18 protein-coding genes are annotated in these 23,355 nt (G+C 64.1%); 5 read left to right on the plus strand and 13 right to left on the minus strand.

The genetic code is table 11. The features are described from left to right. Nucleotides 1-404: 404 nt before the first annotated feature. Complete coding sequence (locus ACRECS_RS06235; protein WP_431582098.1) at nucleotides 405-3,434, plus strand: TonB-dependent receptor; 3,030 nt, start codon at nucleotides 405-407, stop codon at nucleotides 3,432-3,434. A 99-nt stretch (nucleotides 3,435-3,533) separates the two neighbouring features. Here ACRECS_RS06235 and ACRECS_RS06240 read toward each other — a convergent pair whose 3' ends face one another. The 4 genes from ACRECS_RS06240 to ACRECS_RS06255 form a co-directional block, all read right to left on the minus strand. Then, on the minus strand, nucleotides 3,534-4,355 hold the full coding sequence (locus tag ACRECS_RS06240; protein ID WP_431582099.1) for a LytR/AlgR family response regulator transcription factor: 822 nt from the start codon (nucleotides 4,353-4,355) through the stop codon (nucleotides 3,534-3,536). Continuing rightward, nucleotides 4,352-5,479 carry a sensor histidine kinase gene (locus ACRECS_RS06245; protein WP_431582100.1) on the minus strand — a complete coding sequence of 376 codons (1,128 nt, stop codon included), beginning with the start codon at nucleotides 5,477-5,479 and terminating at the stop codon, nucleotides 4,352-4,354. Before ACRECS_RS06245 ends, ACRECS_RS06240 begins: the two co-directional genes overlap by 4 nt. A gap of 79 nt (nucleotides 5,480-5,558) precedes the next feature. Continuing rightward, entirely contained in the window at nucleotides 5,559-6,056 is a 498-nt protein-coding gene (locus tag ACRECS_RS06250; protein ID WP_431582101.1) for a hypothetical protein, read from the minus strand. Between the two features lie 51 nt (nucleotides 6,057-6,107). Further along, nucleotides 6,108-6,536: a hypothetical protein gene (locus ACRECS_RS06255; RefSeq protein ID WP_431582102.1), complete on the minus strand. Its 429-nt coding sequence runs from the start codon at nucleotides 6,534-6,536 to the stop codon at nucleotides 6,108-6,110. A gap of 264 nt (nucleotides 6,537-6,800) precedes the next feature. Here ACRECS_RS06255 and ACRECS_RS06260 point away from each other — a divergent pair, with 264 nt between their 5' ends. Continuing rightward, nucleotides 6,801-7,388, plus strand: coding sequence for a TetR/AcrR family transcriptional regulator (locus tag ACRECS_RS06260; RefSeq protein ID WP_431582103.1), 588 nt, complete (start codon nucleotides 6,801-6,803; stop codon nucleotides 7,386-7,388). Between the two features lie 77 nt (nucleotides 7,389-7,465). Continuing rightward, nucleotides 7,466-8,209, plus strand: a complete 744-nt coding sequence (locus tag ACRECS_RS06265) for a 3-oxoacyl-ACP reductase family protein (RefSeq protein WP_431582104.1) — start codon at nucleotides 7,466-7,468, stop codon at nucleotides 8,207-8,209. Between the two features lie 18 nt (nucleotides 8,210-8,227). Here the strand turns inward: ACRECS_RS06265 and ACRECS_RS06270 are convergent, their stop codons facing one another. From ACRECS_RS06270 to ACRECS_RS06310, 9 genes are all read right to left on the minus strand, one after another. Further along, nucleotides 8,228-9,460 (minus strand): hypothetical protein, encoded by a 1,233-nt coding sequence (locus ACRECS_RS06270; RefSeq protein WP_431582105.1) that lies wholly within the window; start codon nucleotides 9,458-9,460, stop codon nucleotides 8,228-8,230. 98 nt (nucleotides 9,461-9,558) lie between these two features. Then, a complete protein-coding gene (locus ACRECS_RS06275; RefSeq protein WP_431582106.1) occupies nucleotides 9,559-11,415 on the minus strand; it encodes a S8 family serine peptidase in 1,857 nt (618 codons plus the stop codon). A 450-nt stretch (nucleotides 11,416-11,865) separates the two neighbouring features. Continuing rightward, entirely contained in the window at nucleotides 11,866-12,450 is a 585-nt protein-coding gene (locus ACRECS_RS06280) for a hypothetical protein (RefSeq protein ID WP_431582107.1), read from the minus strand. 127 nt (nucleotides 12,451-12,577) lie between these two features. Then, on the minus strand, nucleotides 12,578-14,590 hold the full coding sequence (locus tag ACRECS_RS06285) for a hypothetical protein (protein WP_431582108.1): 2,013 nt from the start codon (nucleotides 14,588-14,590) through the stop codon (nucleotides 12,578-12,580). A gap of 307 nt (nucleotides 14,591-14,897) precedes the next feature. Next, nucleotides 14,898-15,422, minus strand: coding sequence for a hypothetical protein (locus tag ACRECS_RS06290; protein ID WP_431582109.1), 525 nt, complete (start codon nucleotides 15,420-15,422; stop codon nucleotides 14,898-14,900). Further along, nucleotides 15,401-15,928, minus strand: coding sequence for a hypothetical protein (locus tag ACRECS_RS06295; RefSeq protein ID WP_431582110.1), 528 nt, complete (start codon nucleotides 15,926-15,928; stop codon nucleotides 15,401-15,403). Before ACRECS_RS06295 ends, ACRECS_RS06290 begins: the two co-directional genes overlap by 22 nt. Further along, nucleotides 15,925-17,697 carry a hypothetical protein gene (locus tag ACRECS_RS06300; RefSeq protein ID WP_431582111.1) on the minus strand — a complete coding sequence of 591 codons (1,773 nt, stop codon included), beginning with the start codon at nucleotides 17,695-17,697 and terminating at the stop codon, nucleotides 15,925-15,927. The genes ACRECS_RS06295 and ACRECS_RS06300 overlap by 4 nt, the downstream gene beginning before the upstream one ends. Beyond that, on the minus strand, nucleotides 17,694-18,680 hold the full coding sequence (locus ACRECS_RS06305; RefSeq protein ID WP_431582112.1) for a ubiquitin-activating E1 FCCH domain-containing protein: 987 nt from the start codon (nucleotides 18,678-18,680) through the stop codon (nucleotides 17,694-17,696). Before ACRECS_RS06305 ends, ACRECS_RS06300 begins: the two co-directional genes overlap by 4 nt. 220 nt (nucleotides 18,681-18,900) lie before the next feature. Next, a complete protein-coding gene (locus ACRECS_RS06310) occupies nucleotides 18,901-19,497 on the minus strand; it encodes a hypothetical protein (RefSeq protein WP_431582113.1) in 597 nt (198 codons plus the stop codon). A gap of 198 nt (nucleotides 19,498-19,695) precedes the next feature. Here ACRECS_RS06310 and ACRECS_RS06315 point away from each other — a divergent pair, with 198 nt between their 5' ends. Together ACRECS_RS06315 and ACRECS_RS06320 are read left to right on the plus strand one after the other, a co-directional pair. Beyond that, complete coding sequence (locus tag ACRECS_RS06315; protein ID WP_431582114.1) at nucleotides 19,696-22,701, plus strand: TonB-dependent receptor plug domain-containing protein; 3,006 nt, start codon at nucleotides 19,696-19,698, stop codon at nucleotides 22,699-22,701. Nucleotides 22,702-22,916: 215 nt separating this feature from the next. Next, nucleotides 22,917-23,336, plus strand: coding sequence for a reverse transcriptase-like protein (locus ACRECS_RS06320; RefSeq protein ID WP_431582115.1), 420 nt, complete (start codon nucleotides 22,917-22,919; stop codon nucleotides 23,334-23,336). Nucleotides 23,337-23,355: the final 19 nt, after the last annotated feature.

The raw sequence follows: 23,355 nt of genomic DNA on the forward strand, positions 1-23,355 counted from the left end.
GTCCGCATCGAAGCGGAGCCGGCCGCGCCGCCCGAGATCGCGACGTCAGAAGCCGCGTATGAGGACTATAACGAAGCGGTCGCCGCTTGGGGCAAGCGCGGCTGGGCGCAGCTTGCCCGGCTTTGCCGGTATTTCCATGGTGCCGGCATGCCGGTGGCGTGCGAGCCGCCAAAGCCGTAGCCGCTCAACCGGCAAGGGGCGGACGTTCGCCGCGTTGCGACGTGCGTTCGCCGCGCCTGCGCCGCGGCGAACGCCGCCAGTCCGCTTATTGTGCGGCCGAACGTCACGCGGCGGCACGGCGGGACATTTGGCGGCTAAATCGCGGCGCTGAACCGCCCCGGCATTGGATCGAACGACCCGCGCGCCCCTCACTGCCCCGATAACCAAAAAAGGGGCTCTTTTTCATGAAAATCAGTATTCGCGCGCGCTTGCTTGCCACCACTCTTGTCCTGATGGGCACCGCCTCGCCGGCGCTTGCCCAGGAAATGGCGACTCAGGCGGCTGGTGCCCAGGACCAGGCGGCTCCCGCACCCGCCATGCAGGACGGGGAGGCCGATCAGGGCCCCGACATCGTCGTGACCGGGTCGATCCTGCGCCAGACCAGCACCGCAACGCCGTCGCCCGTCACCGTCCTGTCCGCCGAAACGCTCGACCGGCGCGGCATCTCGACCGTGCAGGACGCGATTCAGCAGCTGACCTCGAACAACGGGCCGGCGCTGACCAACTCGTTCACCGCGAACGGCGCCTTTGCCGGCGGTGCATCGGCGGTGTCGCTGCGCGGCCTGTCGACCAGCTCGACGCTGGTGCTGTTCGACGGCCTGCGCGCCGCCTATTTCCCGCTGTCGGATGACGGCACGCGCAATTTCGTCGATCTCAACACCATCCCCGACGATATCGTCGACCGGATCGAGGTGCTGCGCGACGGCGCCTCGTCCAGCTATGGTGCGGACGCGATCGCCGGCGTGGTCAACGTCATCACCAAGCGCCAGTTCAAGGGCGTCTCCGGCCGCGCCGAAGCGGGCATCTCGCAGGACGGCAATGCCGCCAATCAGCGCCTGACCCTGACCGCGGGCATCGGCGACCTCGATGACAAGGGCTTCAACGCCTATATCAGCGCCTTCTACATGCGCAGCGAGGCGCTCTATAATCGCGACATACCCAGGCCGTACAGCACCGACGATCAGCGCGGCATCTGCAACAGCATTGCCTGCGGCCCGAACAATATCCTCAACGGCCTGGACGAGGATGGCGCGTTCGGCATCTTCAATCCGGTGGTCAGCGATTTCTACGTCACGCCGTTCGATGCAGCGAACGCCAATGCGCTGGGCCGTCCGCAATTGCTCAACCCGGTGCGGGGATGCCTTAACGGCCCGGGCCACACGCTGACCCCCGCCGAGCTGGCGAACAGCGCCGCCAACCCGACCTTCGCGTGCGAGGAGGATCAGACCTATCGCTATGGTCAGGTGACGCCGGCGCTCGAACGCTTTGGCGGCTCGGCGCGCTTCACCGCCAAGGTCGGCGACGATGCCGAAGCCTATATCCTGTTCAATTTCCAGCAGAGCTCAAGCGCCTTCTCGGCGCTGCCGGCGGTGATCCGCGCCAATGCCAATGCCGGCATCCTGTATCCGCGCTTTTCAACCTCGGCCGGCGGCGCGGCGAACGCGCCAGGATCCGGTCCGCTCACCTTGCCGGTCTATGTCTGCGCCGCGCGGGTGAACTGCAATGCGGTGAACGGCACGCTCAACCCCAATAATCCGTTCGCGGCACAGGGCCAGGTCGCCCGGCTGTCCGGCCGGCTGAGCGACACGCTCACCCAAAACGAGACGCGCAGCCGGGTGTACCGCGTCGCGGCGGGGATCAGCGGGACGATGTTCGGCGACTGGGATTACAAGGTCGAAGCAACCGCGATGCACAATGACCTGCGCCGCACCACCAATGGCTATGTCTATATCCAGCATCTGCTCGATGTGATCGCCGATGGCAGCTATAATTTCGTCAACCCGCAGCTCAACAGCAAGGCGGTGCGCGATTATCTCTCGCCGGAAAACGTCACCGATGCGTCCTCCGACATGTATCAGGGGCAGGTGACGCTGGGCAAAGCGTTGTTCGACCTGCCGGGTGGTCCGCTGCAGCTCGGCGTCGGCGCGTCGATCCGCTACGAGGCGATCGATGCGCCCAGCGCGAACGACGATTATAACGGCCCGACACAGCGTTATTTCACGCTCAACGCCTTTGGTACTTCGGGCCACCGCACGGTCTATTCCGCCTTTGCCGAACTGAATGCGCCGATCGTCGAGCAATTCGAGGTCAATCTGTCCGGCCGCTACGATAAATATTCGAGCGGGCAGAGCACCTTCTCGCCCAAGGTCGGCGCGAAGTTCACCCCGATCAAGCAGCTCGCCATTCGCGGCACTTATTCGCGCGGCTTCCGCATCCCGAGCTTTGCCGAGGCCAATGCGCTGCCGACCACCGGGTTCGTGCCGCTGCTCCCCGCGGGCCTGCCCAATTCGTTCCTGCAGCAATATGGCGCGGCCTGCACCAACACAAACACGCCCGCCTGCCCAGCTTATCTGACCGCGGCGACCCTCGGTCAGACAGTCTTGGCGTCACCCGATCTGAAGCCGGAAAAGTCGCGCAGCTTTACCGCCGGGATCGTGTTCGAGCCGATCCGCAACCTGACCTTCACGGTCGACTATTATAATATCAAGAAGACCGGGGCGATCACCCAGGCCTCGACCAGCGAGGCGATCGCGGCCTATTATGCCGGCCTGCCCATTCCGGCGGGGTTCCAGGTGATAGCCGATGCGCCGTCGCCCGCCTTCCCCAATGCCCGGCCGCGCATCGCTTTCGTACAGTCGCAGCTGGTCAACTCGGACACGATCCGCTCCGAGGGCATCGATTTCTCGGCCAGCGGGTCATTCGACATCAGCGACAGGATCCACTTCAGTACCTCGCTTGAGGCAAGCTATATTCTCGACCTCAGCACCACCTTTGCCGACGGGACGACTGAATCCTATGAAGGGACGCTCGGCAATTTCAACCTGACCGCCGGCTCGGGCACACCGAAATGGCGCGGCAGCTGGCAGAACACGCTGACCGTCGATCCCTTCACGCTGAGCGCCACCGCGAATTATTTCGGCGGCTATAATCTGTCGGCGGAGGATCAGAACGGGGCCGGCACATCGGGCGATTGCGGCCTTGCGCCCAACCCGCGCTATGTGCCGTGCGACGTGAAGCGCTACATCACGCTCGACGCGGTGGGCAGCGTCAAGGTCAATGACCATTTCACATTCTATGTGAACGTCCTGAACCTGTTCGACGCGCTGCCGCCGGTCGATGTCGTGACGTACGGCGCGACGCTCTACAATGCGGTGCAAGGCGGCAACGGCATTCTCGGCCGCCAGTTCCGTGCCGGGGCGAAGTTCAACTTCTGAATCGGGGGAACGTCCGGCGTGTCACCCTGATGCGCCGGGCGACCGCGGATGTGGGGAGGAAAGGGGCGGTCACCAATCCGGTGGCCGCCCCTTCTTCCGTCAACCGGTCAAACTTCTGCCGCCATCCGGCGCGTCGCGGTCCAGCAGCACCGCGCGTAGCCGCTTGGCATGAATCCGCCCGGTCGCGATCCGCGTGCCGTCACGCAGGATCACGTCTCGCCGGCCGGTCGGGCTGCGCCGTACCTCGGCGATGCGCGAAACGCGCACCAGCGCGGCGCGGTGAACGCGCACGAACTGCGCCGGGTCGACACGCGCCTCGAACGCGCGGATCGACAGCCGCAACAGATGCGATGTGGCGCCGGTGTGCAGCCGGACATAATCATCCTCGCTACTGACCCAGTCGACCAGATCGAGCGATACGCGTGTCAGATTGCCGGTGACGCCGCGGATCCACAGCTCGGTTTCATAGGGGGACCGCGCCTGGTCGTGAAATTCGGCGCGCAGGTCGGCGATCACCGCGCGCATTTCCTTGACCTGGCCGACCGAGTCATCGGCGATGATCCGCGCCCGCGCGCGATCGACCGCTTCGCGCAACCGCCCTGCGTCGATCGGCTTCAGCACATAATCGACCGCCGACACTTCGAACGCGCGGATCGCGAAATGGTCAAACGCAGTGATGAAGATCACCGCCGGCGTCACATCCTTGGGCAGCCGGTCTAGAATATCGAACCCGGTTCCGTCACGCAGCCGGATGTCGAGCAGGACGATATCGGGCCGGCGTTCGGTGATCAGCGCGACCGCCGCGTCGCAGCTGCTCGCCGATCCGACCAGCCGCGCGCCGGGCACGCCGCGCAGCACGATCTCCAGCCGGCTCAGCGCCAGCGGTTCGTCATCGACCGTGACGATGCTGAACTCGCTCATCGCGCGAACCCGATCGGCAAGGTGATGCGGACTTCGAACAGGTCGGGGCCTGCCGACACGGCCACGCTCTGCGCCGCGCCGTGATGCTCGCTCAATCGCTCGCGCACATTGGCCAGCCCGATGCCGTCGCCGCGCGCCGCTGCGCCGTGTCCATTCCCCCCGGCCGTATTGGCGACGGTGATGGAGAGCATGTCGCCCTCGCGCTGCGCGGTGATGCCGATCCAGGTCGGCGGCAGTGATTTGGCCACGCCGTGCTTGACCGCATTCTCGACCAGCGGCTGCAGGATCAGCGCGGGGACCACGGCGGATTTCAGCGCCTCGGGCAAGTCGAAATCCACCGTCAGATCGGGGTAGCGCATCTGCTCGATCGCCAGATAGCGCCGGTGCAGGTCGAATTCCTGTTCCAGCGCGACATCGACCAGCGGATCGATCGACAAAGTGGAACGGAAAAAGGTCGACAGGCCGGTCAGCATCCGTTCCGCATCATGGGCGCGCCCTTCCAGGATTAGCGCCGAGATCGAATTGAGGCTGTTGAACAGGAAATGCGGGTTGATCTGGTTGGACAGCGCGCGGAGCTTGGCGTTGTGCGCCAGGTTGCGCAGTTCCGCCGATCGCTGCGCTTCGTCCTTCGCGTCGAAATTATACTCGATCGCGAGATAAAGCCCGGCCCAGCCGATGAAGAACCAGGTCCATTGCGACAGCACATTGGCGGCGAGCGCCCAGTCGGCGATCACCATCCGCATCGATGTGCCGTGCAGCCAGGCATAGGCAAAGAACCCCAGCCAGGCATAGGCCTCCGCTGCGAACGGCGCCGTTGCGGCAAGCACCAGCGCGCGGGTGCGGAACGGTCGATGCGCCAGCCGGCGCAACAGCCGGTGCAGGGCGTAGCACAGCGCGATCCCGACGGTCATGACGAACGCCCGCACGCCAGCCGCCGTCCATTGCCCCGGCTTGCCGTTCAGCAAATTACCCAGGGTGAAAAGCAGATAGGTCGATCCCCACATGGCAAGCGTCAGCGCGACCTTGGCTCGCATCTCCGGCCTGGTCTGTACGCGTCCACGCCGCACCGCCGATTCCTCGACGTAAAAGGGCTCGCGTCCCCGGTTCGGTATCGGGTCGGACATGGGCTCTTGCCCGCGATCTGGAATCAGGGCGTCCACCGCACCGCATGTCGCAAATCGCGTGCGGCCTGTCGACTGACGCTCACCCGCCCGGAATCGACGTTGGGCCGGATATGGGCCCAGGCCGGCCGAGAGTGCGCACCGCGATCAACGCCATTGGAATGCCGACACATATGATGTGGGAAAACAGCGCGTTGCCGAGCGCCCAGGGCGTTAGTTTCGGATAATGCCCGGTCCAGCGCGCCGGGACCACGATCCAGTACATCACGGCATAGAGCAGCAGACCATACAGGATGCCGGCCAGGACCGGATTGGTCTTGACCACCGCGATCCGCGACGCCGCGATCACGAACACGGTGACCATCACCGCCATGATCGCAAAATGCGTGGCCAGGCCGATCGCGGCCCCAACGGCGCCCGCGCCGTTCATGCCGTCGCCAAAGGGGCCCGATGCGACATAGCGCAGGATCTGGCCGGGCGACGCACCGCCCAGGCCGGCGAACAGGAACGCGCTCAAAATGTCCAGCGTCCCGCAAATCAGCGTCGCCGTCACGATTGCCGCGACTATCTTGTTGGTCATCCGCTCCCCCGATCATGCCTGTGTCGGCCAGTCCGACAGATGATCATGCTATCACGCCGCCGGTCTGCCGATCCAGAGCGACGTCGATCCGCTGATATCGGGCTCGACGCGCAACCTCAGGCCCCAGCCGCGCAGCCGCTCGAGCGGGTCGGGCGCCCCCGCCGCGGCGAATTTGCGCCGGATACGGTGGACGTTGATGTTCAGGCCGGCAGGCTTGGATCCCGCGCCCCGCATGGTCGCGACCAGCTCCTCGTGGCTGGCGCGACCGCGGCGGATCAGCAGGCCGAGCAACGCGCCCTCGGTGGGCGACAGGCCGATCGGAATTCCGTGGCGCAGGATTTCGACCGAATGCGCCGTGACCGCCAGCGCACCGCGCCGGGCGATGACCCAGCCATGCTCGAGCACCGGCTGCCAGATCTCTCCGGCGCTCTCCCGCCCGGAACTCTCCCGAAGCGCGCCGATCAACGCGGGCTGGATCATGGCTGCTAAGGGGGCCGCGGGGGCGAGCTGGCGATGCATATGGGCCAAAGCGGCTCTCCAACAAAATGTGTCGACCGCACAAAGCCCGGTGCATTCGCCAACCCCAAGGACACAGCAGCCCAGTGCTGCTCCGGCGCGGCTCAAGACCTGCGCGGGCTGCCGAACGTGCGTTTTCGACGGGTGAGCGGCGCTTCTCTTCCACGCCCAATCCGCGCCAATCCGAATGGCCGAATAATTCTGGACAGATCAGTCCGGAAAGCCCATATGCCCGTTATGGCAAGACCAAGGGAATTCGATCGCGATGTGGCACTGGCCGGGGCGATCGCGACCTTTGCCGGTCAGGGCTATGAAGGCACATCGACCGACATATTGCTCAAGCGCATGGGGATCGGCCGGCAAAGCCTGTACGACACGTTCGGCGACAAGCGCCGGCTCTATCTCGAGGCGCTACGCAGCTATTGCCGCGCCAGCACCACCGAGATGATCGACCTTCTCAATTCGCACCCTTCCGCCCGTGCCGGACTTGAGGCCGCCTTGCTCGCCTTCGCCGCGCGCCCGGCCTCGCTGCCTGAACATGGCTGCCTCGGGGTCGGTGCAATCTGTGAATTCGGGATCTCCGACCCGGATGTGTCGGCAATCGTCGCGGCGTCGGGGGCAATACTGCTCTCCGCCTTTGCCGCCGCGGTCGAACAGGGCAAGGCGGCCGGTGAATTCCCTGCCGACCTGGTTCCGGAGGCCGCTGCACACTTCCTCGCGGCAACGCTAACCGGCCTGAAGGTCACGGCGCGTGGCGGTGCCGGTACGGAGGTCCTGCGCAATATTGTGAGAATGGCGCTTCGTAGCCTGACCTGACTGGTCGCTACGGGACCACGCTCATGCGCCGGCTCGCGCAATTATGGATCAAACAGTCCAGAATGAAGGAAATGGCGATGACTGACAAGAAACTCTCCGGCAAAGTCGCCCTGGTGACGGGCGGATCGCGCGGCATCGGCGCTGCGATGGTACGCCGCCTGGCCCGGGACGGCGCGCAGGTCGTTTTCACCTATGTCGCGGCGGCAACAAAGGCCGATGCTCTCGCCGCTGAGGTGGCGGCAGATGGCGGCACCGCGGTCGCCTTTGCCGCCGACAGTGCCGATCCGGCCGCGGTTCAGGCGGCGGTCGCCCACACCATGAGGCGCTTCGGCCGGCTCGACATATTGGTCAACAATGCCGGCATCCTCATACGGGGCGGGATCGACGAATTTGCCATGGCCGATTTCGACCGCATGCTCGCGGTCAATGTCCGCGCCGTCTTTGCCGCGATCCAGACAGCGGTCGCGCATATGGCGCGGGGCGCGCGGATCATCACTATCGGCAGCGTCGTCGCGGATCGCAGCGGCTTTGCCGGATCGTCGGTATACAGCATGACCAAGGCAGCGGTCGCTGGTCTGACCCGCGGCCTGGCTCGCGACCTCGGTCCGCGCGGCATCACCGTCAATGTGGTCCAGCCCGGCCCGATCGAAACCGACATCAACGACGATGCCGCCATGCGCGACATGATCCGCCCGCTGATCGCGATCGGGCAGCTCGGCAAGGGCGCCGAAGTCGCCAGCCTGGTCGCCTATCTCGCCGGACCGGAGAGCGGCTTCATTACCGGCGCGGCGCTGACGGTCGACGGCGGCTACCTCGCCTGAATGGGATCGGGCGCGCGCCTACAAACTGATCCGCACCGGGCCTTCCTCGACCTTGATCTTCCCCTCGCTGCGCCACCGCTCGATCACCGGCGCAATCGAATCCCGGTCGGGGTCATAGGGCGGGATATTCTTACGCCCGGCCGCCCAACTCTTGTGGACCTCGTCGCACGAGCCTGCGTCATAGGTGAGGTGGACGGTATAGCCGCCGTCCGGCCGCACTGCCTCGAGCAGCTCGAGCGTCGCGCGGTCGGGGTTGCCATAGGTGCCGTCGCCAGACGCGACATAATGATCGGCATGGATCTTCGCGAAGAAATCGCGCGGGGTGTTCCGGATTGACCCGTGATGCGGCAATTTCAGAATATCGATCTTGAGCGGACCCTGCTGCGGCATCAGCCCCGCACCCTCCAGCCCGTCAAGGATATAGTCGCCCCGCGCATCGCCGGTCAGCAGCACCTTCTTCCCCTGCCATTGCAGCAGCACGACGATGCTCGACAAATTGGGCACGGCGGTGTCGAGCGTCGCGGCCAGGCTGGCCGTGTCCTTCTGCTTCGCCTTCCATTTGCTCCATTCGCGGCGCAGCGCGTCGACATCGCGCTGCAACGGGCCGACCACGGTCAGCGTCGCGTCGCCCAGTTGCAGTACGCGCGGCTGCGCCGGATCGAACATGATGGTGCGCTGGTCGGGCGGGTTGCGGCTGACCTGGATCGCCGCAGCGAGCGTGGCGAGCGTGCTGGCCTGGCCATAGCTTTGCAGCACCAGCCGCGCGGTCTGGCTCTTCATCGCGCCGTCCGGGTCGTCGCCCGCCGTGCCGCCAGGCACAGCCGCGATCAGCGCCGCATCCAGGCTGGCCAGCACGGTCGGCCCGGACAGCGCCCGAGCGGTGCCGCCTTCGCCTTCGCCGATCAAGCCGTCCAGGCTGTTGTGCAGCAGCCATTTCGGCTGGCACGGCCGCGGCGTCTTGCCCTGGTCGGCATCCCGGATCTTGCCGAACAGATCGACGATGCCGAGGATATGGTCCTCATCGACATGGCTGACCATCACCGCGTCGATGTTGACCGGCTTTTCCTGCGGAAATTTCGTCGCTTCGGTGATCAGCCGGCGTTCGAGCGCGGTGCGGTAAACCCCCGCCGGCCCGCCATCGATCAGCAGCCGGATCGGCCGGTCCTGTCCCGGCCCCGGTACCGGCCCCAGTCCCGGCAGGGTGATAAACAGGCAATCGCCGTAACGGGCCTGCAATGCTTCGAATTCCATCCCTTTAGTCCCCCTGACCGGTCCAACACGCGGCCGGATTCCCTTGCGTGCGCGCCGCAGCATCTCATTGGTTCGTGCAATCGAGTCCTGCGCCACCGTCACACCGACTGCAACGCACGCAGCGCATCGACTAGGCCCGCGCCCTGGAAATAGCGCTCGCGCCCCAGATCGGTGGCAGTACCGACAATCACCGATTTCACCCGCCCCGGGTCGCCGACCATCTCGGGATGGCGCGCCATCAGCAGTGCGGCGACGCCCGACACATGCGGCGCCGCCATGCTCGTCCCGTCGAGCCGCCCGAAGCCGAGATTGGGCAGCGGCCCATCGATCCGCTCGCCCGGGGCGACCACATCGGGCTTGATCCGTCCGTCGCCGGTCGGCCCGCGCGAGGAGAAGAAGCTCACGCCATATTCGTGCGGCCGCTCGCGGTGTGTCGCGCCGACCGTGATCACTGACGCGGCATTGCCCGGGTCGGCGATCGACGCCTGAGCATAGCCGGAATAATCGCCCTTGGCAGTGCGATAGGTCTGCGCGCCCCAATTGCCGGCCGCCGCCACCACCGTCACGCCCGCCGCGACGGTCGCCTCGCACGCCATGCACACCGGGGTGCGGCCGCAAGCGAAATTGGCCATATCGTGGACCAGGCCGATCGACAAATTGGCGCCGTGCACGGTGATGAAGCGGTTGCGGCGGTTGAGCCAGCGCACGAATTCCAGCGCGGCGATCACCCCGAATTCGGTGTCGCGGCCGGCCGTACCGAGCACACCCAAATCGTACAGCCGGATATTGTGGCACACCCCGCGATAGACGCTCTTGTCGTCCTCGCGCCAGTCGCCCGCCAGCACGCCCGCGACATGCGTGCCGTGCCCGTTGGGCTGGCCCGCGCCGACCGGGACAAGGTTGCCGACGGGCACTTCGAGCAGCTTCGACAGCCTTTCCCAGTCATAGGGCCGCCCGGCCTGCGCATCGGCGCGCAATTCGTCCAGCCACGCCCGCGCCTCAATGTCGCTCACCATCAGCTTGGCCGCGATCTCGGCGGCCTTGGCGTCGAGCTGTCTCGGCCCGAGCAGCGAATCGAACGAGGCGAGCTCGCGCAAGCTGCTGAAATCAAAAGCCTTGTCGACGCGCGTCGCGAAATTGCCCGCATCATGGTCGCGAAAGGCCGGGTGCGCCGCATCGATCCCGGAATCGATCACTGCCCAGGTCAGCGACCGGCAATCCACGTCAAACACGCGCTGCGCCGCATCGGCCTTGATCGTCTCGACCGACACGCCCATCGGGTAGACCGTGCGGTTCAGCGCCACGCGCCACACCAGGATTTCGCCGGCACGCCCTGGGCGCCCGCGGAACAGCTCGGGGTCGAGCCTGATCCGGTCCAGGTCCGCCTCATATTGCATCAGCGGCGCTTCCAGAACGACACCGCGATAGCGCTCGTCCTGCTCGTTGAGCCGCCGTGCGATCCGCAATAGGGTGACCATCAGCGTCGCGCGCAAATCGGGGGACCAGGTATCGCGATCGACTGCGGCATAGCGGAACAGATCGCCCGCCGTCGGGACAGTATCGGCGGGCCGCTCGGCGCCGGCGTCCCGCGCCCGCGTCGCCCGCACCAGCGTCACCAGTTCCTCGAACCGCGCGGCCATATCCAGCCCGGTGAGCGGCAATATCTGCCCGATGAAATCGTCCAGGCTGACCCGCGCCGCGACTGCTCCCTCCAGCGGCGCGATATGCCGCGGCTCGGCCGCCTCCAGCTCGATCAGCGCGCGGTACAATGTCTGCGCCAACCGTGCCGCCGGGGTCGCCTCCATCGGCGTCAGCAACAGGTCGATCGAAGGGGAGTCGGCCGCGGCGAAGCGCGCCCACACATCGATCTGGACGGGGCTTTCATTGAGCAGCCGCGGCCCACCGCGCCCGTCGAGCAAAATGCCCCTGACCAATTCCTCGGTGATGATGGCCACTCACGCCCCCGGCTTGCTCCACGCGGCGATGCGGCCCGCACGGTTGGCTCCGTACGCGTCCCGCATCGCGGCTGTTCCGCGATACCCGTCCGAACCTATAGCGGAGCCCGTCCGCCGAGTCCGCCGCGATCTGACGCTGCGGCCATATTGGACGCAGTTTTCGAAGTTCGGACCGAAAAGATTCCGCGACTGGCCGGGTTCGCTATCCCGTTATCCTTCGTCCCGGGCGGAACCCGCTCAATGTCGCTCGGCGTCTTCCTGCATCGCACCGATTCCATCTATGACGACTGCCCCGCCGAACGGTATCAGTTCCCGGCGCAGTATCTTGGCCGGGAGCAAGCCTGTATCGGCGACTGGGTCGTCTATTATGAGCCGGTAAAGGTGAAGGGGACGCGTGGCTACTTCGCCGTGGCGCGCGCACCGCGATGTGCCAGATATGTCATTCGCAGATCAATTCATCAGGCACCAAAATTTATTATACCCGCACAGATTACACCGCGCAAAAACGTCAAACGTCGTCAGGTGTTTATTATTGGATGCTTTGGTAATCGTGATCGCTGCCCACTCCCCCGGGCCCCGCCCCATATCCTTCTGTATCATGACAGCCACGCCCCGCACCCGAATGAATTCAGGGCAATCGCCCAGCTTTCCCCGATTGACCTTGTCGATTGCGGCCGTGAGCCATGGCGAGGCCTCAGGCCAGTCCGGCCTGAAATATTCGACAAATCTGACGATATCGGCCCTGCGTGAGGGGCTTACCTTTCCTTCGTCTTCATCGCTGGTTCTCAGGAAAAGCTGCACCGAATAGGGCTGCCCGGCAAAAGCCTTCCCTTCCTTGTCCTTCAGCTCGAGTCTCTCGAACCCGTCGCCCTGCAAATTGCAGCTTATGCCAAGAACATTGGGCGGGGTTCGCATGATGCATCCACCCCATTTGGCGAATTCCGCAAGTACAACAGCAAGAGGCTTGTTCAGCCCGCCGATATCAGCGCGCGACGAGGATTCGATATTCCGGCACCCTGCGATCAGCAGCGTCATCGCCAGTATCAGCCAGACCCTACCCCGAGACAGACGCATCCGACCCTCCCCAAGACATTAATCTTCATAACGATGGTTACGATGTCAGCGAGGATGGCAAAATGTTCCTTATATGTCCAACGGATTATCAGAAGCCTTTGATCCCGAATGAGCGCCATTGGAAGGGCGAGATGAAAGATGTGGGCAGCACGCGATCCGTCTCCCAGGCTCGCTTTGCTTCCGCAAATTCTTTTCGGCGAGCATTCAGGCGCGTGGCGAACAATGCCGGCAAATCCTTGAAACGTACCGGGGTCGGTTGACGGCCGTCGTCGCCTTTCCTGGGGTCGTCATTGTCGGGCTTCCATCTGCCTTTGACAAATCCGCTGTGATCAGCAGTTGCGCTCACCGGTATCGACGCAAATATTCTGGCCGCTCGAGAAAAAGCCTCGCTCAAATCACCGGAAAGCAATGCGGAAATCACCTTTCCCTGACGGAGGGCTGTGATTGCAATAATATCCTGCGTCACCGGTTCAAAATCCGTTCGGGAAAACCATTCTCCGCCGTGATTTTTCCATCTTCTATATTCGATTTGATAACGACCCGATGGGACTTTGCTCTTCGGGAATGTTGTCAGATTATCCGCCGGCCCCAATGGGAAATGGGTTGTTTTGTATCCATCCTTCTCAGTGCCCTCCGTGTGCGAAAGGACGTCCAAAAAGGCCTTCACTTCGGGAAGCGAGTAGAAATATCCGACATCTTCTCTGACCTTCCGCCGCCCCTCGAGCGTGAGACCCTCATCTCCGGGGCGGCCATCCGGGTACGGAATTTCTTTTCCTTCCGGCGATTTTATCTCGCTCAGCCATGCACGGGACTCGGTCGGTGTCCGATAGTCTTCCTTTTTATAGCCAGACTGCGTGTGGCCAGCGCTGGCGACGTTATAGGCCTGAAAACCGTCGTCCTCACCGGAGCGGCGGAAATATACCGCATTATCGAGTCGCACGCCCGTTTCTCGTCCGACCGGACCAAAGCCCAGTTCGGTCGATTTGTGCCCGATCGCCTCCCAGGTCCGCTGCCCCATCACCGCTGACAGGGCCGGCGGCGAAGCCTGCCAGCCCCGCTGCGCGCCGATCAGCGCCGCATATTCGTCCGGCGTTACCAGGTCGCGATAGGGTCGCAGGTCAGTGTTGACGAACGCCCGCCGGTCGGTCGCGGACAGCGCCACGAGGCGGTGAGCCGTCTCGCCCGTCGCTGCGACCGGCTCCGACCCCAGATTCGCCCCGGCGCGACGCGTCAGCGCGTCCAGCGTTTCGGAGTCGAGTGCGCGGCGCATCGCGGGCGGAAGCTGCGTGACCGAAGTGAAGTCCTCGCCGAGATCATCGGTCAGCGCGAATGCCGCGTCGCGCGCGGCGCGCTGGTCCTGTTCGATCCCGCGCTCGGTACGCGCGGCCCGGGCATCGGCATCGGCCAGCGCCGCCGCCTTTATATCATCGGGCAGATCCTGTTGCTCGATATGTTCGCGTAACGCCGGCAGGTCGGTACGACGCGGTGCATAGGATGCAGCGAGACCCGTATCCGCCCGGGGAAGCGACGCGCCATAAGCGTCGACCACAGCGGCGCCGCGGCGTTCGAGCACCGGCGCGCGCAGGCTGTCCTCGACTTCTGCGCGGTCGCGCGCGGTCATTTCCGGCGTGTGGAGAGCGTAATAATGTTCGGCCGCGATCGCGTCGCCGACGGTCAGCCCGTCGATCGCCCGTTTGTGGATGTCGGAGACATAAGTTTGTTCGGCGGCTCGTTTGGCTGCCGGGCTCCATCCCTGGACCGCCGCGCGGTTATCGAGCGCCTTCAGGCCGGTCGCGACATGATCGACGAACAGCGGCGTGCCGATATGGTCGAGCGCATTGCGCGCGCTCGCCGCCATCAACTGTTCGGCTTGCTTCCCCTGCCAGACGCGTTTCTCCGCATCGGCGTGATCCTGAACCCCGGCGATGTCCTGATCGACGCGCTGGCCGACCACCGCATCGAACAGCGCGCGGATAGGCGGCTGCAGCGTCTTGCCGATTTCGCCGGGAATCTGGCGCAGTGTTGCGCTGATCCCCTCAGCGGCCTCGACCGCGACCTGCCCGGTTTGCGCGTAGAATGAGGCGTCGCCGTCGCGCAGCAAGGCACGCGCCCTCGCATCATAGGCGTTGTAGCTCTGTTTTAGCGCGGCATCCTCCGCCGCGGCGTTATCGCGCCGGCGCTGCTGCTCTCGCTTCAGCTGATCTTCGGCAACGCCGTCCAGCGCCTTGCCGAGCGTCGCCATGCCGGCACCGGCCGCCTGCAGGCCGCTGCCGCCATAATCGCCGGGGCGAAGTTTTTCATCGGTAACGCCGGCAAGGCCGACGCGGTTCTGCTCGATTGGGACTGTTGGCATATCCGCTGACTAAGCGGGTCTGTCGGCATCTTGAATCGGGCGGCTTATAATTAGGCTATGGCGCGGGAGGAGTTTTGAGTTTCTTCACGCGCATGCCCGTCTCGACCGCTTGCGACGCACCGCCCAGCGCCGTGCCGAGCGCGTCGAACCCGGCATTGATCAATGCGCCGCTTGCCTTTGCGCGATTGGCGGCCGCATCGGAGCGGGCATTGAACGCGCTGATATCGAAACCGCGCGTGCGCTGATTGCCGCCCTTGTAGATCTGGGCGATGTCCTCCGCGCCGGTCATCGCGGTGTCCTTCTGGATATCGGCCGCGCTGCCGAAATTCAGGTCGACGCCGTTCGCCGCCAATGCCGCTTCCTGCGCGCCCTTGATCCGCGCCAGCTCGCGATAGCGCGCCCGTGCCTCGAGATTGGTGTTCTCGATCGAATCCCTCGCCTGTTCATTGGCCAGGCGGTTGTTCTGATCGGCAATCTGCGCCTGATAGCGATATTGCTGCGCCTGGCCGATGCCGGATACGACCCTGCCGCCGACGGCGGCGGCGGTCGCGGCGATGGTCAGGCTGACGGGGTCGCACATCGATATTGCTCCAGTTCAAAAGTGAGAAATTCTGTCCCGGCGTGCACGATGATCTCCTCGGCAAAGGCGAAGCCCATGCGTGTCAGAAATCGGATCGCGCGGCTGTTCCCGCATGCAACTAGGTTGGACAGCCGCGGGGTTGAATCGAGCATTGTCGTGATGATACGCGGCGCGATGCACAGCATGGCGCGCGGCCGACGATAGATCATGTCCGAACCGAGCATCCAGGGCCGCCCCTCCCCACATAACGCGTTGGTCACGACCAGCCCGAACATCGCCTCCGCCCGGCCATTGACGAATGCGGTCAGGCAGAATGAGGAGGTCATGATGCCCTCACGCAATGCCTGTTTCGGACTGTGGCCGAGGGCCGCACATTCGATCCGGTCATCATCGCGCATGCGATGCGCGATCGGACCGATATGAGCCGGCGAAGAGGGGCGGAATTCGATGCCCGGATGATGCGCCCCGCCGCCGCCGCAACCAGGCGAAGTATCGAGCGAACTCATTCCGAAACGCTGGGATCAAGGTAGATCGCGCTGACCGTCATCGGCAGCGGATCGTCCGACCGCACCACCACCCTCGCGCCGCCATTGAGCTCGGGCCGCAAATAGGTTTCGAGCAATCCGGTCTGCAGCGCATTGGGCTGCCCCGGTCTCTCGCGCGTCCGTCCGCGCAACGGCTCAAGCGTGGCGTCGGTCGGCCCCGCCTTCAGCCCGCGGCTGTCGATCACGCGGATCACTGCCCTGGCCTGGCTCTGCACCTTGGCGACGGTCCAGCCGCTTTGCCCCTGCACCGCGAGCGGCAAGGTCTCGATCGTCGCCGAATAGGGCAAGCCCGCCGTCACCCGGATCGCCTTGAACGGCAGCGTCACCACGCCGCCGGTCACCACCAGACCCGACACGACATGGCCGTCGGCCAGCGCCGAAATGACCTTGCCCTCAAGGTGATCGAGATTGCGCAGCACCATGGCCGGCTCCTCGAACTGATAGGTGACGGCACTATCGAGAAAGCAGCAATCCTCGACCTCGCCCCAGCGCGTCGCCGCCATCCGCTCGATCAGCAATTTGCCGTTGCGCCGGACGGTCAGATAGAGCCTGTCCTCGGCCCCTTCCGAGACCACGCAGACGCTTTCGACCAGCCCGTCGGTTTCGCACAAGGTCCAGCCCCACACCTGCTGCTCCTGCTCCCAGGTGAAGCAGAGCAATTTCCCGTCATTGCGCACCGCCCAGACGATCGATCGCGGTTCCTGCGCATAGGCCCAGGCCTTGATGTCGAAGCCGCCGAACAGATGCGGCGAGAAGATCGTCACGTCATTGGAATCGATCGAGTCGGTTTGGAACTGATAGCCGAGCGTGCGCACGCCATTGCCGACACTGGTCTGGTAGAAGCAGACGCTGTCCACCACCAGCGGCGACAGGCGCGACGACCCGCGCCCATTCTGACGCCGCACGACAAAATCGGTCGCACTGATATAGCCGCTCTGCCCGCCCTCGATCTTGAAGATCGAATCCGATGTCAGCGCGAGCAGGCTGTTCATCGACACCAGCTGGTTGACTGCATTGACCCGCCCCGCGACCAGCGCAAAAGACAGCGCGTCGGAAGCCTTTAATGGCCGCGAGATGTCCATATTCTCGAAACTGCCCGACCGCGATCCATAGACCGCGTTGGGGTGGTTGCTGGTCCGGCCCCATAACAGCCGCTGGTCGATAAAGGTCACGGTGGAGGGCCAGTCGCCCTTCAGCTCGAACGGGTTCTGCCTGACCGGTGGCCCGTCGGAATAGTCCGGCCCAATATTATCGTCGGTAAAGCCCAGCGACGAGGTCGTGCCGATATAGCCATATTCCTGCGTATTATCGGCCTTGAACACGCGGTAGCGCGATGCCCCCGCGGCGACGCCCCAGCTGAGCGAATTGTAATTACGCTTCAGCGTCAGGTCGTTGCTCGTCCCGACCGATAGCGAGGGACGGCTCTCCACGCCCGAGACATCGTTAACCGCGGTAACGACATAGGTCGCCGGCTGCGCAAAATAGCCATCGCCGCTGGTCACAGAATTGCCCGTCACCGGTGTGACCGACAGGCCGGTCGGCGCCGGCAATGTCGGCGTGAAGGCAATGGTCGAGAAGGTCCAGTCGTCGTGCCTGGCGCGCACCAATTTGGTTGGCGCATGGTCGAGATGCGCCAGATACATCGTATCCGCCGATTGCTCGAAATCGATTTCAGCCAATTCGTTGCCATTATAGGGCGACCCGGTGCGATAAATGCGCGCGACACTCATTGGTATGAATTTTCCAGCTTGAGGTTATGCGACAGCACACCGGCGGAGACATAGGTCTGCGCATCGGCGACCGTGATGCGCGCGACCAGCGCGTCGCCATCGAACTCGCCGATCTCGTCCATCCGCACCCAGCGGTCGTGCCAGAAACGATGTCCGGCGGTGGCGCGCGGATGGCCCTCGGCACGCCAAACCGGCTCGGTATGGAACGAGATCGCCGTCACCGGATGAACGCCCCATTCCAGCGTCCGTGCATGGCGGGTGCGCACCTGGTCGCCGACATGGATCAGATGCGCTTCCTTCTCACGGCCATCGGCCATCAGGATCATCGTATCGGCGGTGACACAGTGTCCGCCAAAACCGCCGCCGCCGCCGACATTGGGCGGCGGTGGTGGTGGTGATGGCGGCGGCACGGCCGGCGGCGGCGGGGGTGGCGCAGGTGGCGAAACGCGCGTCGTGCCGCCCGTGTCGGTATTCAGGACGAACGGCGTGAAACCGGTCGAATCGACATCGATGGTGAAGCTATGGGTGCCGACGCTCAGCACGCGCGCAACGCGGCCATTCAGCTCGGTCGTACTTTCGATGCCGGAGAAATAGACCTGATCGCCGATCGCATAGCTGTGATAATCGGCCTCGACCATCGTCGTCGTGCCGAGCGTGATAGCCTTGATGGTGAGCTTCTCCTCGATCACCAGTCCGCCATTCGCGGCGGGGCGCATATAGCCCTGGCCCATTTCCAGCGCGTAGGTCTGCGTCAGCGAGAATTGGAACGGGAACAGCCGCACGGCGGCGGGCATGGTCGCGAAAATGCTGGTCGGCGCGACCGCCGGAGTCTGGGCCGGGCTGACGATATAGGTGCCGCCCTTGCCGTTCCCGGTGCCATAGCCGGTGATGATCGTCCCGGTGGCAATGCCCGTCCCGCCGATCGTCTGGCCAACGGCAAGACCACCGGACGCGACATCGCCATCGGCCGCCACGGTCAGCACGTTGCCGATGATGCTCCCCGTGAAGCGCGCCTCGCTGGTGTCGGCATAGACCTGTGCGACCAGTCTGGTACCCGGTCGCTTGGTGACCCCGCCATATTTGAGGATCGTGACATTGCGCGCGCGGCGCAGTCCGACCTGATAGGCGGCGACATCGACCCGCGCGAGCAGGTCTTCGCTGATCTCGCCCTTGCTGAAATTGGGCTGGCAGTGCGCATCGCCATCACACGCCCACCAATCGCGCGGCTGTCACTTCATCGGTGAACGGCATGTCATGCTGCGGCTGGCGGTTGCGGTCGTCGGCGATCGCACGCTGCGCGGCGACTTCAGCCTGTTGCAGCAATTGTCCCCTGGCCTCGCGGCTGTCACGCACCGGCACGGCAAGCCGCGCGGCCAGCGCGAAGGCGAGCGCATCGACGAACATCGCCGGCATCGCCGCATCGGCGATAATGTTGGTGGAATATTCGAGCACGGCACCGGCCACCTGCGCAAACAGGATACCTGCCTCGACGATGAACGGCTGGCTTCCGCCCAGCGCCATCGCCCCCACCGGCGGCACGAGCCGTTTGGCGGTGGCAAGGTCGGCGGGCAGGCCATAGGCGTAAGCCCATTCGCCGGACCGCGGGTTGAGCGTCAGCGCGGCGAGCGCCGCGACCTTCGTGGCAAAGCTCCACTCATGCCGCTCGAGCAGCACGGTCAGGCATTGCGGATAATAGCGCGCGCATTCTCGCGCCTCGATGCTGTGCTCATCGATGTCGACTATGGGCGGCGCACGGAGCTCGCCAAGCGCCAGGTTACAGATGGTGATGCTGATGGTCATACACGACGCGCTAGCGGCAGCGGGGCAGAGTTTGAATCGACGGCAGAAGATTGCAGTTCTGTTGCTCAATTGTAACAGGCCGTGGAAAAAAAGATCCGAAAAGGACCATTCCGGATTTACAAAGCCCGGATGTCACCCCAACGCCGTCCAATCTGGTCCAGATGCGAGCATTTGGCTATTTTGAACGGGGGCTTAACAATGCGATCCACATTTCGTTTTCATGCCGTGCGCCTTTGCGCCAGCGCCGCGCCGCTCGCCATGCTGGTCGGCTTGAGCAGCCCGGCTTTTGCACAGAGCGAAACACAGGCGGCACCTGCCGATGTGCAGACGCCGGCCGCCGAGGATACTCAGGATGACATCGTGGTCACCGGCTCGCTGTTCCGCCGCACCGACACCGAAACGCCTTCGCCCGTCACCATCCTGACCGCGGACAGTCTGGCCAAGGCCGGCATCACCACCGCGTCGGACGCGATCCGCTCGATCTCCGCCGATAGCGCGGGTTCGATCGGCACCGGTTTCCAGAACGGCTTCAGCGCCGGCGGCTCCGCCGTGTCGCTGCGCGGCCTCGGCGTCTCCTCGACGCTCGTGCTGGTCGACGGTCTGCGCTCGACGAACTTCCCGATCAACGATGACGGCCATAACGCCTATGTCGACCTCAACTCGATTCCGTTCAGCCTGATCGAGCGGATCGAAGTGCTGAAGGATGGTGCTTCGTCGACCTACGGCGCGGACGCGATCGGCGGCGTGGTCAATTTGATCATCAAGAAGCACATCACCGGTATTGACGGCCTGGTCGAGGGCGGCGTGACCGACCGGGGCGATGCCGGCCACCAGCGCGCCAATCTGACGCTCGGCTATGGCGACTATGACGACAAGGGCTTCAACGTCTACGTCAACGGCGAATATCAGCGCGACGGTCGTGTCAGCGCAAGCAGCCGTGGCTTCCCCTACAACACGCAGGACCTGCTCGGCATCGGCGGTATCGACAACAACACCGCCGATCAATCGCTGACCGTCAACGTACCGACCGCCTATGTCACGCGCGTTAACCAGAGCGATCTCAACAACCCGCTATCGGGCCAGATCGGCGCGCCGATCACCAATCAATATCAGGCACTCGGCCTCAACAATTGCACTGGCGGCACATACACTGTGTCCACCGGCGGCTCACAGGGCGTCGGTTGCCGCTACAATCTGGTTGATATGTATCGCCAGTTGCAACCGCTGCAGGAGAAATACTCGGTCAATGGCCGCATCAGCGTCCGGCTGAGCGATTCGATCGAAGGCTATCTGACCGGCAGCTACAGCCGCAGCTATGTCAGCATCAACGGGCAGCCCTCGGCGATCCGCCAGAGCCAGCCCTTTGGTGCGGCCCCCGTGGTCGCGTCGAGCAACCCGGGCATCGTGTTGCCGGTGTATATCTGCTCGACCGGGGTCAATTGCAGCACCGCAACCGATCGCACCTTGAACCCCAACAACCCTTACGCCGCCGCATTTGCCGCAGACCCGAATAATGGCGCGGCACGCATCTACTATCTGTTCGGCGATATCCCGGCGGGCAGCGACCGCACCAATGAAGTGTATCGTTTCACCGGTGGCCTGAACGGCAATTTCGGCGGCGATTTTGATTGGCGTATCGAGGGCGTTTATGCGCGCGACAATCTGTCGATCACGCAGCGCGGCCTGATCAACATCGCGGCACTGCGTACCGCGATCAACACCGGCGCGTATAATTTCGTCAACCCGTCGGCGAACAGCCAGGCGGTGCGCGACGCGCTGGCGCCGAACAAGACGACGCCGTCCTACTCCGAAATGTATTCGGTCGACGCCTCGGTGTCGAAAAAGCTGTTCGACCTGCCCGGCGGTCCGCTGCAGATCGCGATCGGCGGTCAGATTCGTCGTGAAAAGCTCGAGAACAACAATCAGAACGCCGCGCTCGACACCTACGGCCTGACCACCGCTTCGGCGTTTGGCCAGCACACCGTTGCGGCAGGCTATTTCGAAATCGATGCGCCCGTTCTCGACGTGCTCGATATCAACGCCTCGGGTCGTTACGATCATTATTCGGAAGGCTTCAGCCGCTTCTCGCCAAAGGTTGGCGTGAAGTTCACCCCGATCCCGCAGCTCGCAATCCGCGGCACCTTCTCCAAGGGTTTCCGCGCGCCGACCTTCGCTGAATCCGGTCCGCGTTCGCAATATGCCGGCTTCGTGACGACGACACCGCCCTGCCCGTTCCAGCTGGCACATGGCGGCGTCGTTTCGGGCACCGGCTGCACCGGGGGCGGCAACCCGTACAATCTGGCCTATTCACTGGGTCGCGGCGTGACGGGCAACCCCGATCTCAAGCCGGAAAAATCGCGCAGCTTCACCCTCGGCGCGATCTTCCAGCCGGTCAAATGGCTCAGCTTCACGGTCGATTATTATAACGTCAAGAAATCCGATCTGATCGTCGCCGGCCCGTCGATCGGCAATGCGGTCGACGCCTATTTCGGTGCGGCGAACCTCGCCGCGGCACAGGCCGCGGTTGCCGCGGTCGGCCCGGGTTATTCGGTCAACACGGTCGATGGTGTCGATCCGCTCTTCCAGAACGCGCTGCCGCGCGTGCTCATCATCAACGTGCCTTATGTGAACGCTGCCTATTCGAAGGTGTCGGGCATCGATTTCTCCGCCACTGCGACGATCCCGCTGTCGGACGGCGTGAAGTTCACCAGCCGGCTCGAAGCCACGCATGTGATCCAGTACGACCTGCTCGGCTCCGACGGTCTGCAGCGTTATGCCGGCACCTTGGGCCCATATGATCTGTCGTCGGGTAACGGCACGCCTCGCACGCGCGGCAACTGGCAGAACACGCTGGACATCAATGACTTCTCGGTGTCGGCGACGGCCTTTTATGTCGGCCGGATCAAGGAAGTGTCGACCGACCAGGGCAAGCTGTCGACAAAGTGCGCTGTCAATCTGTACAAGCCTGCCCTGTCGAACGGCGATCCGTTCTGCTACATCAACAGCTTCATCACCGTCGATCTCAACACGACGTTCCGGGTGGCGGACGACTTCACACTCTTTTTCAACGTGAAGAACCTGCTTGCCGCGCGGGCGCCGCTTGCTCCCGCCGCTTATGCCAGCGCACCGAATTTCCTGACCAGCTGGCATTATCAAGGCCTGCTCGGCCGCCAGTTCCGCGCCGGCGCGACGTTCAAATTCTGAGCAACGCCGGTCGCAATGATCTAAAGGGGCGGTTCCGCAAGGAGCCGCCCTTTTTTTGACACAGCGGATGCACGACACGCCTATGCGGCACTGGCGCACGGCACCTTTGTATCATTACCGTTCAAGTTGGAGCGCATGATCCACGACCTTGCGACACACGGCAAAACAGCGGAGGCGCAAGCCCCGCTGCTGGCCGGGCGGCCTTATCCCGAAGGTTGATCGGATTGCCCCAAGCAACAGCAGATATCGCCCGCATCAGATCGCACAGGCTCAAAATCTACTTCGATGGCGGCTGTCGGCCCAATCCCGGCGCAATCGAGATCGCCGTCGTGGCCCGCGGGCAGGCGTATATCTCGCGCGATGTTGGATACGGTACGAGCAACGACGCCGAGTGGCTGGCGCTGATCGAGGCGGTTCGGATCGCCCTGTCGCTGGGTAAGCCCGACTTCGTGCTGATCGGCGATTCCGCGACGGTCGTGAACCAGGCCAACGGGCTGTGGAAATGCCGAAGTGCCGACCTCCAGAACCATTTGCGGGCGTTCCGCGATCTCACTCTCTCCCTGGGCAAGGTGCAGATCCGGCAGGTGAAGCGATCGCAGAATCTCGCCGGCATTGCGCTCGCCAGAAGCCATTGAAGCCTGGACCATAGCCGGT

The sequence above is a fragment of the Sphingomonas sp. genome, assembly GCF_050725575.1.
In the GTDB taxonomy this organism is placed as follows: domain Bacteria; phylum Pseudomonadota; class Alphaproteobacteria; order Sphingomonadales; family Sphingomonadaceae; genus Sphingomonas.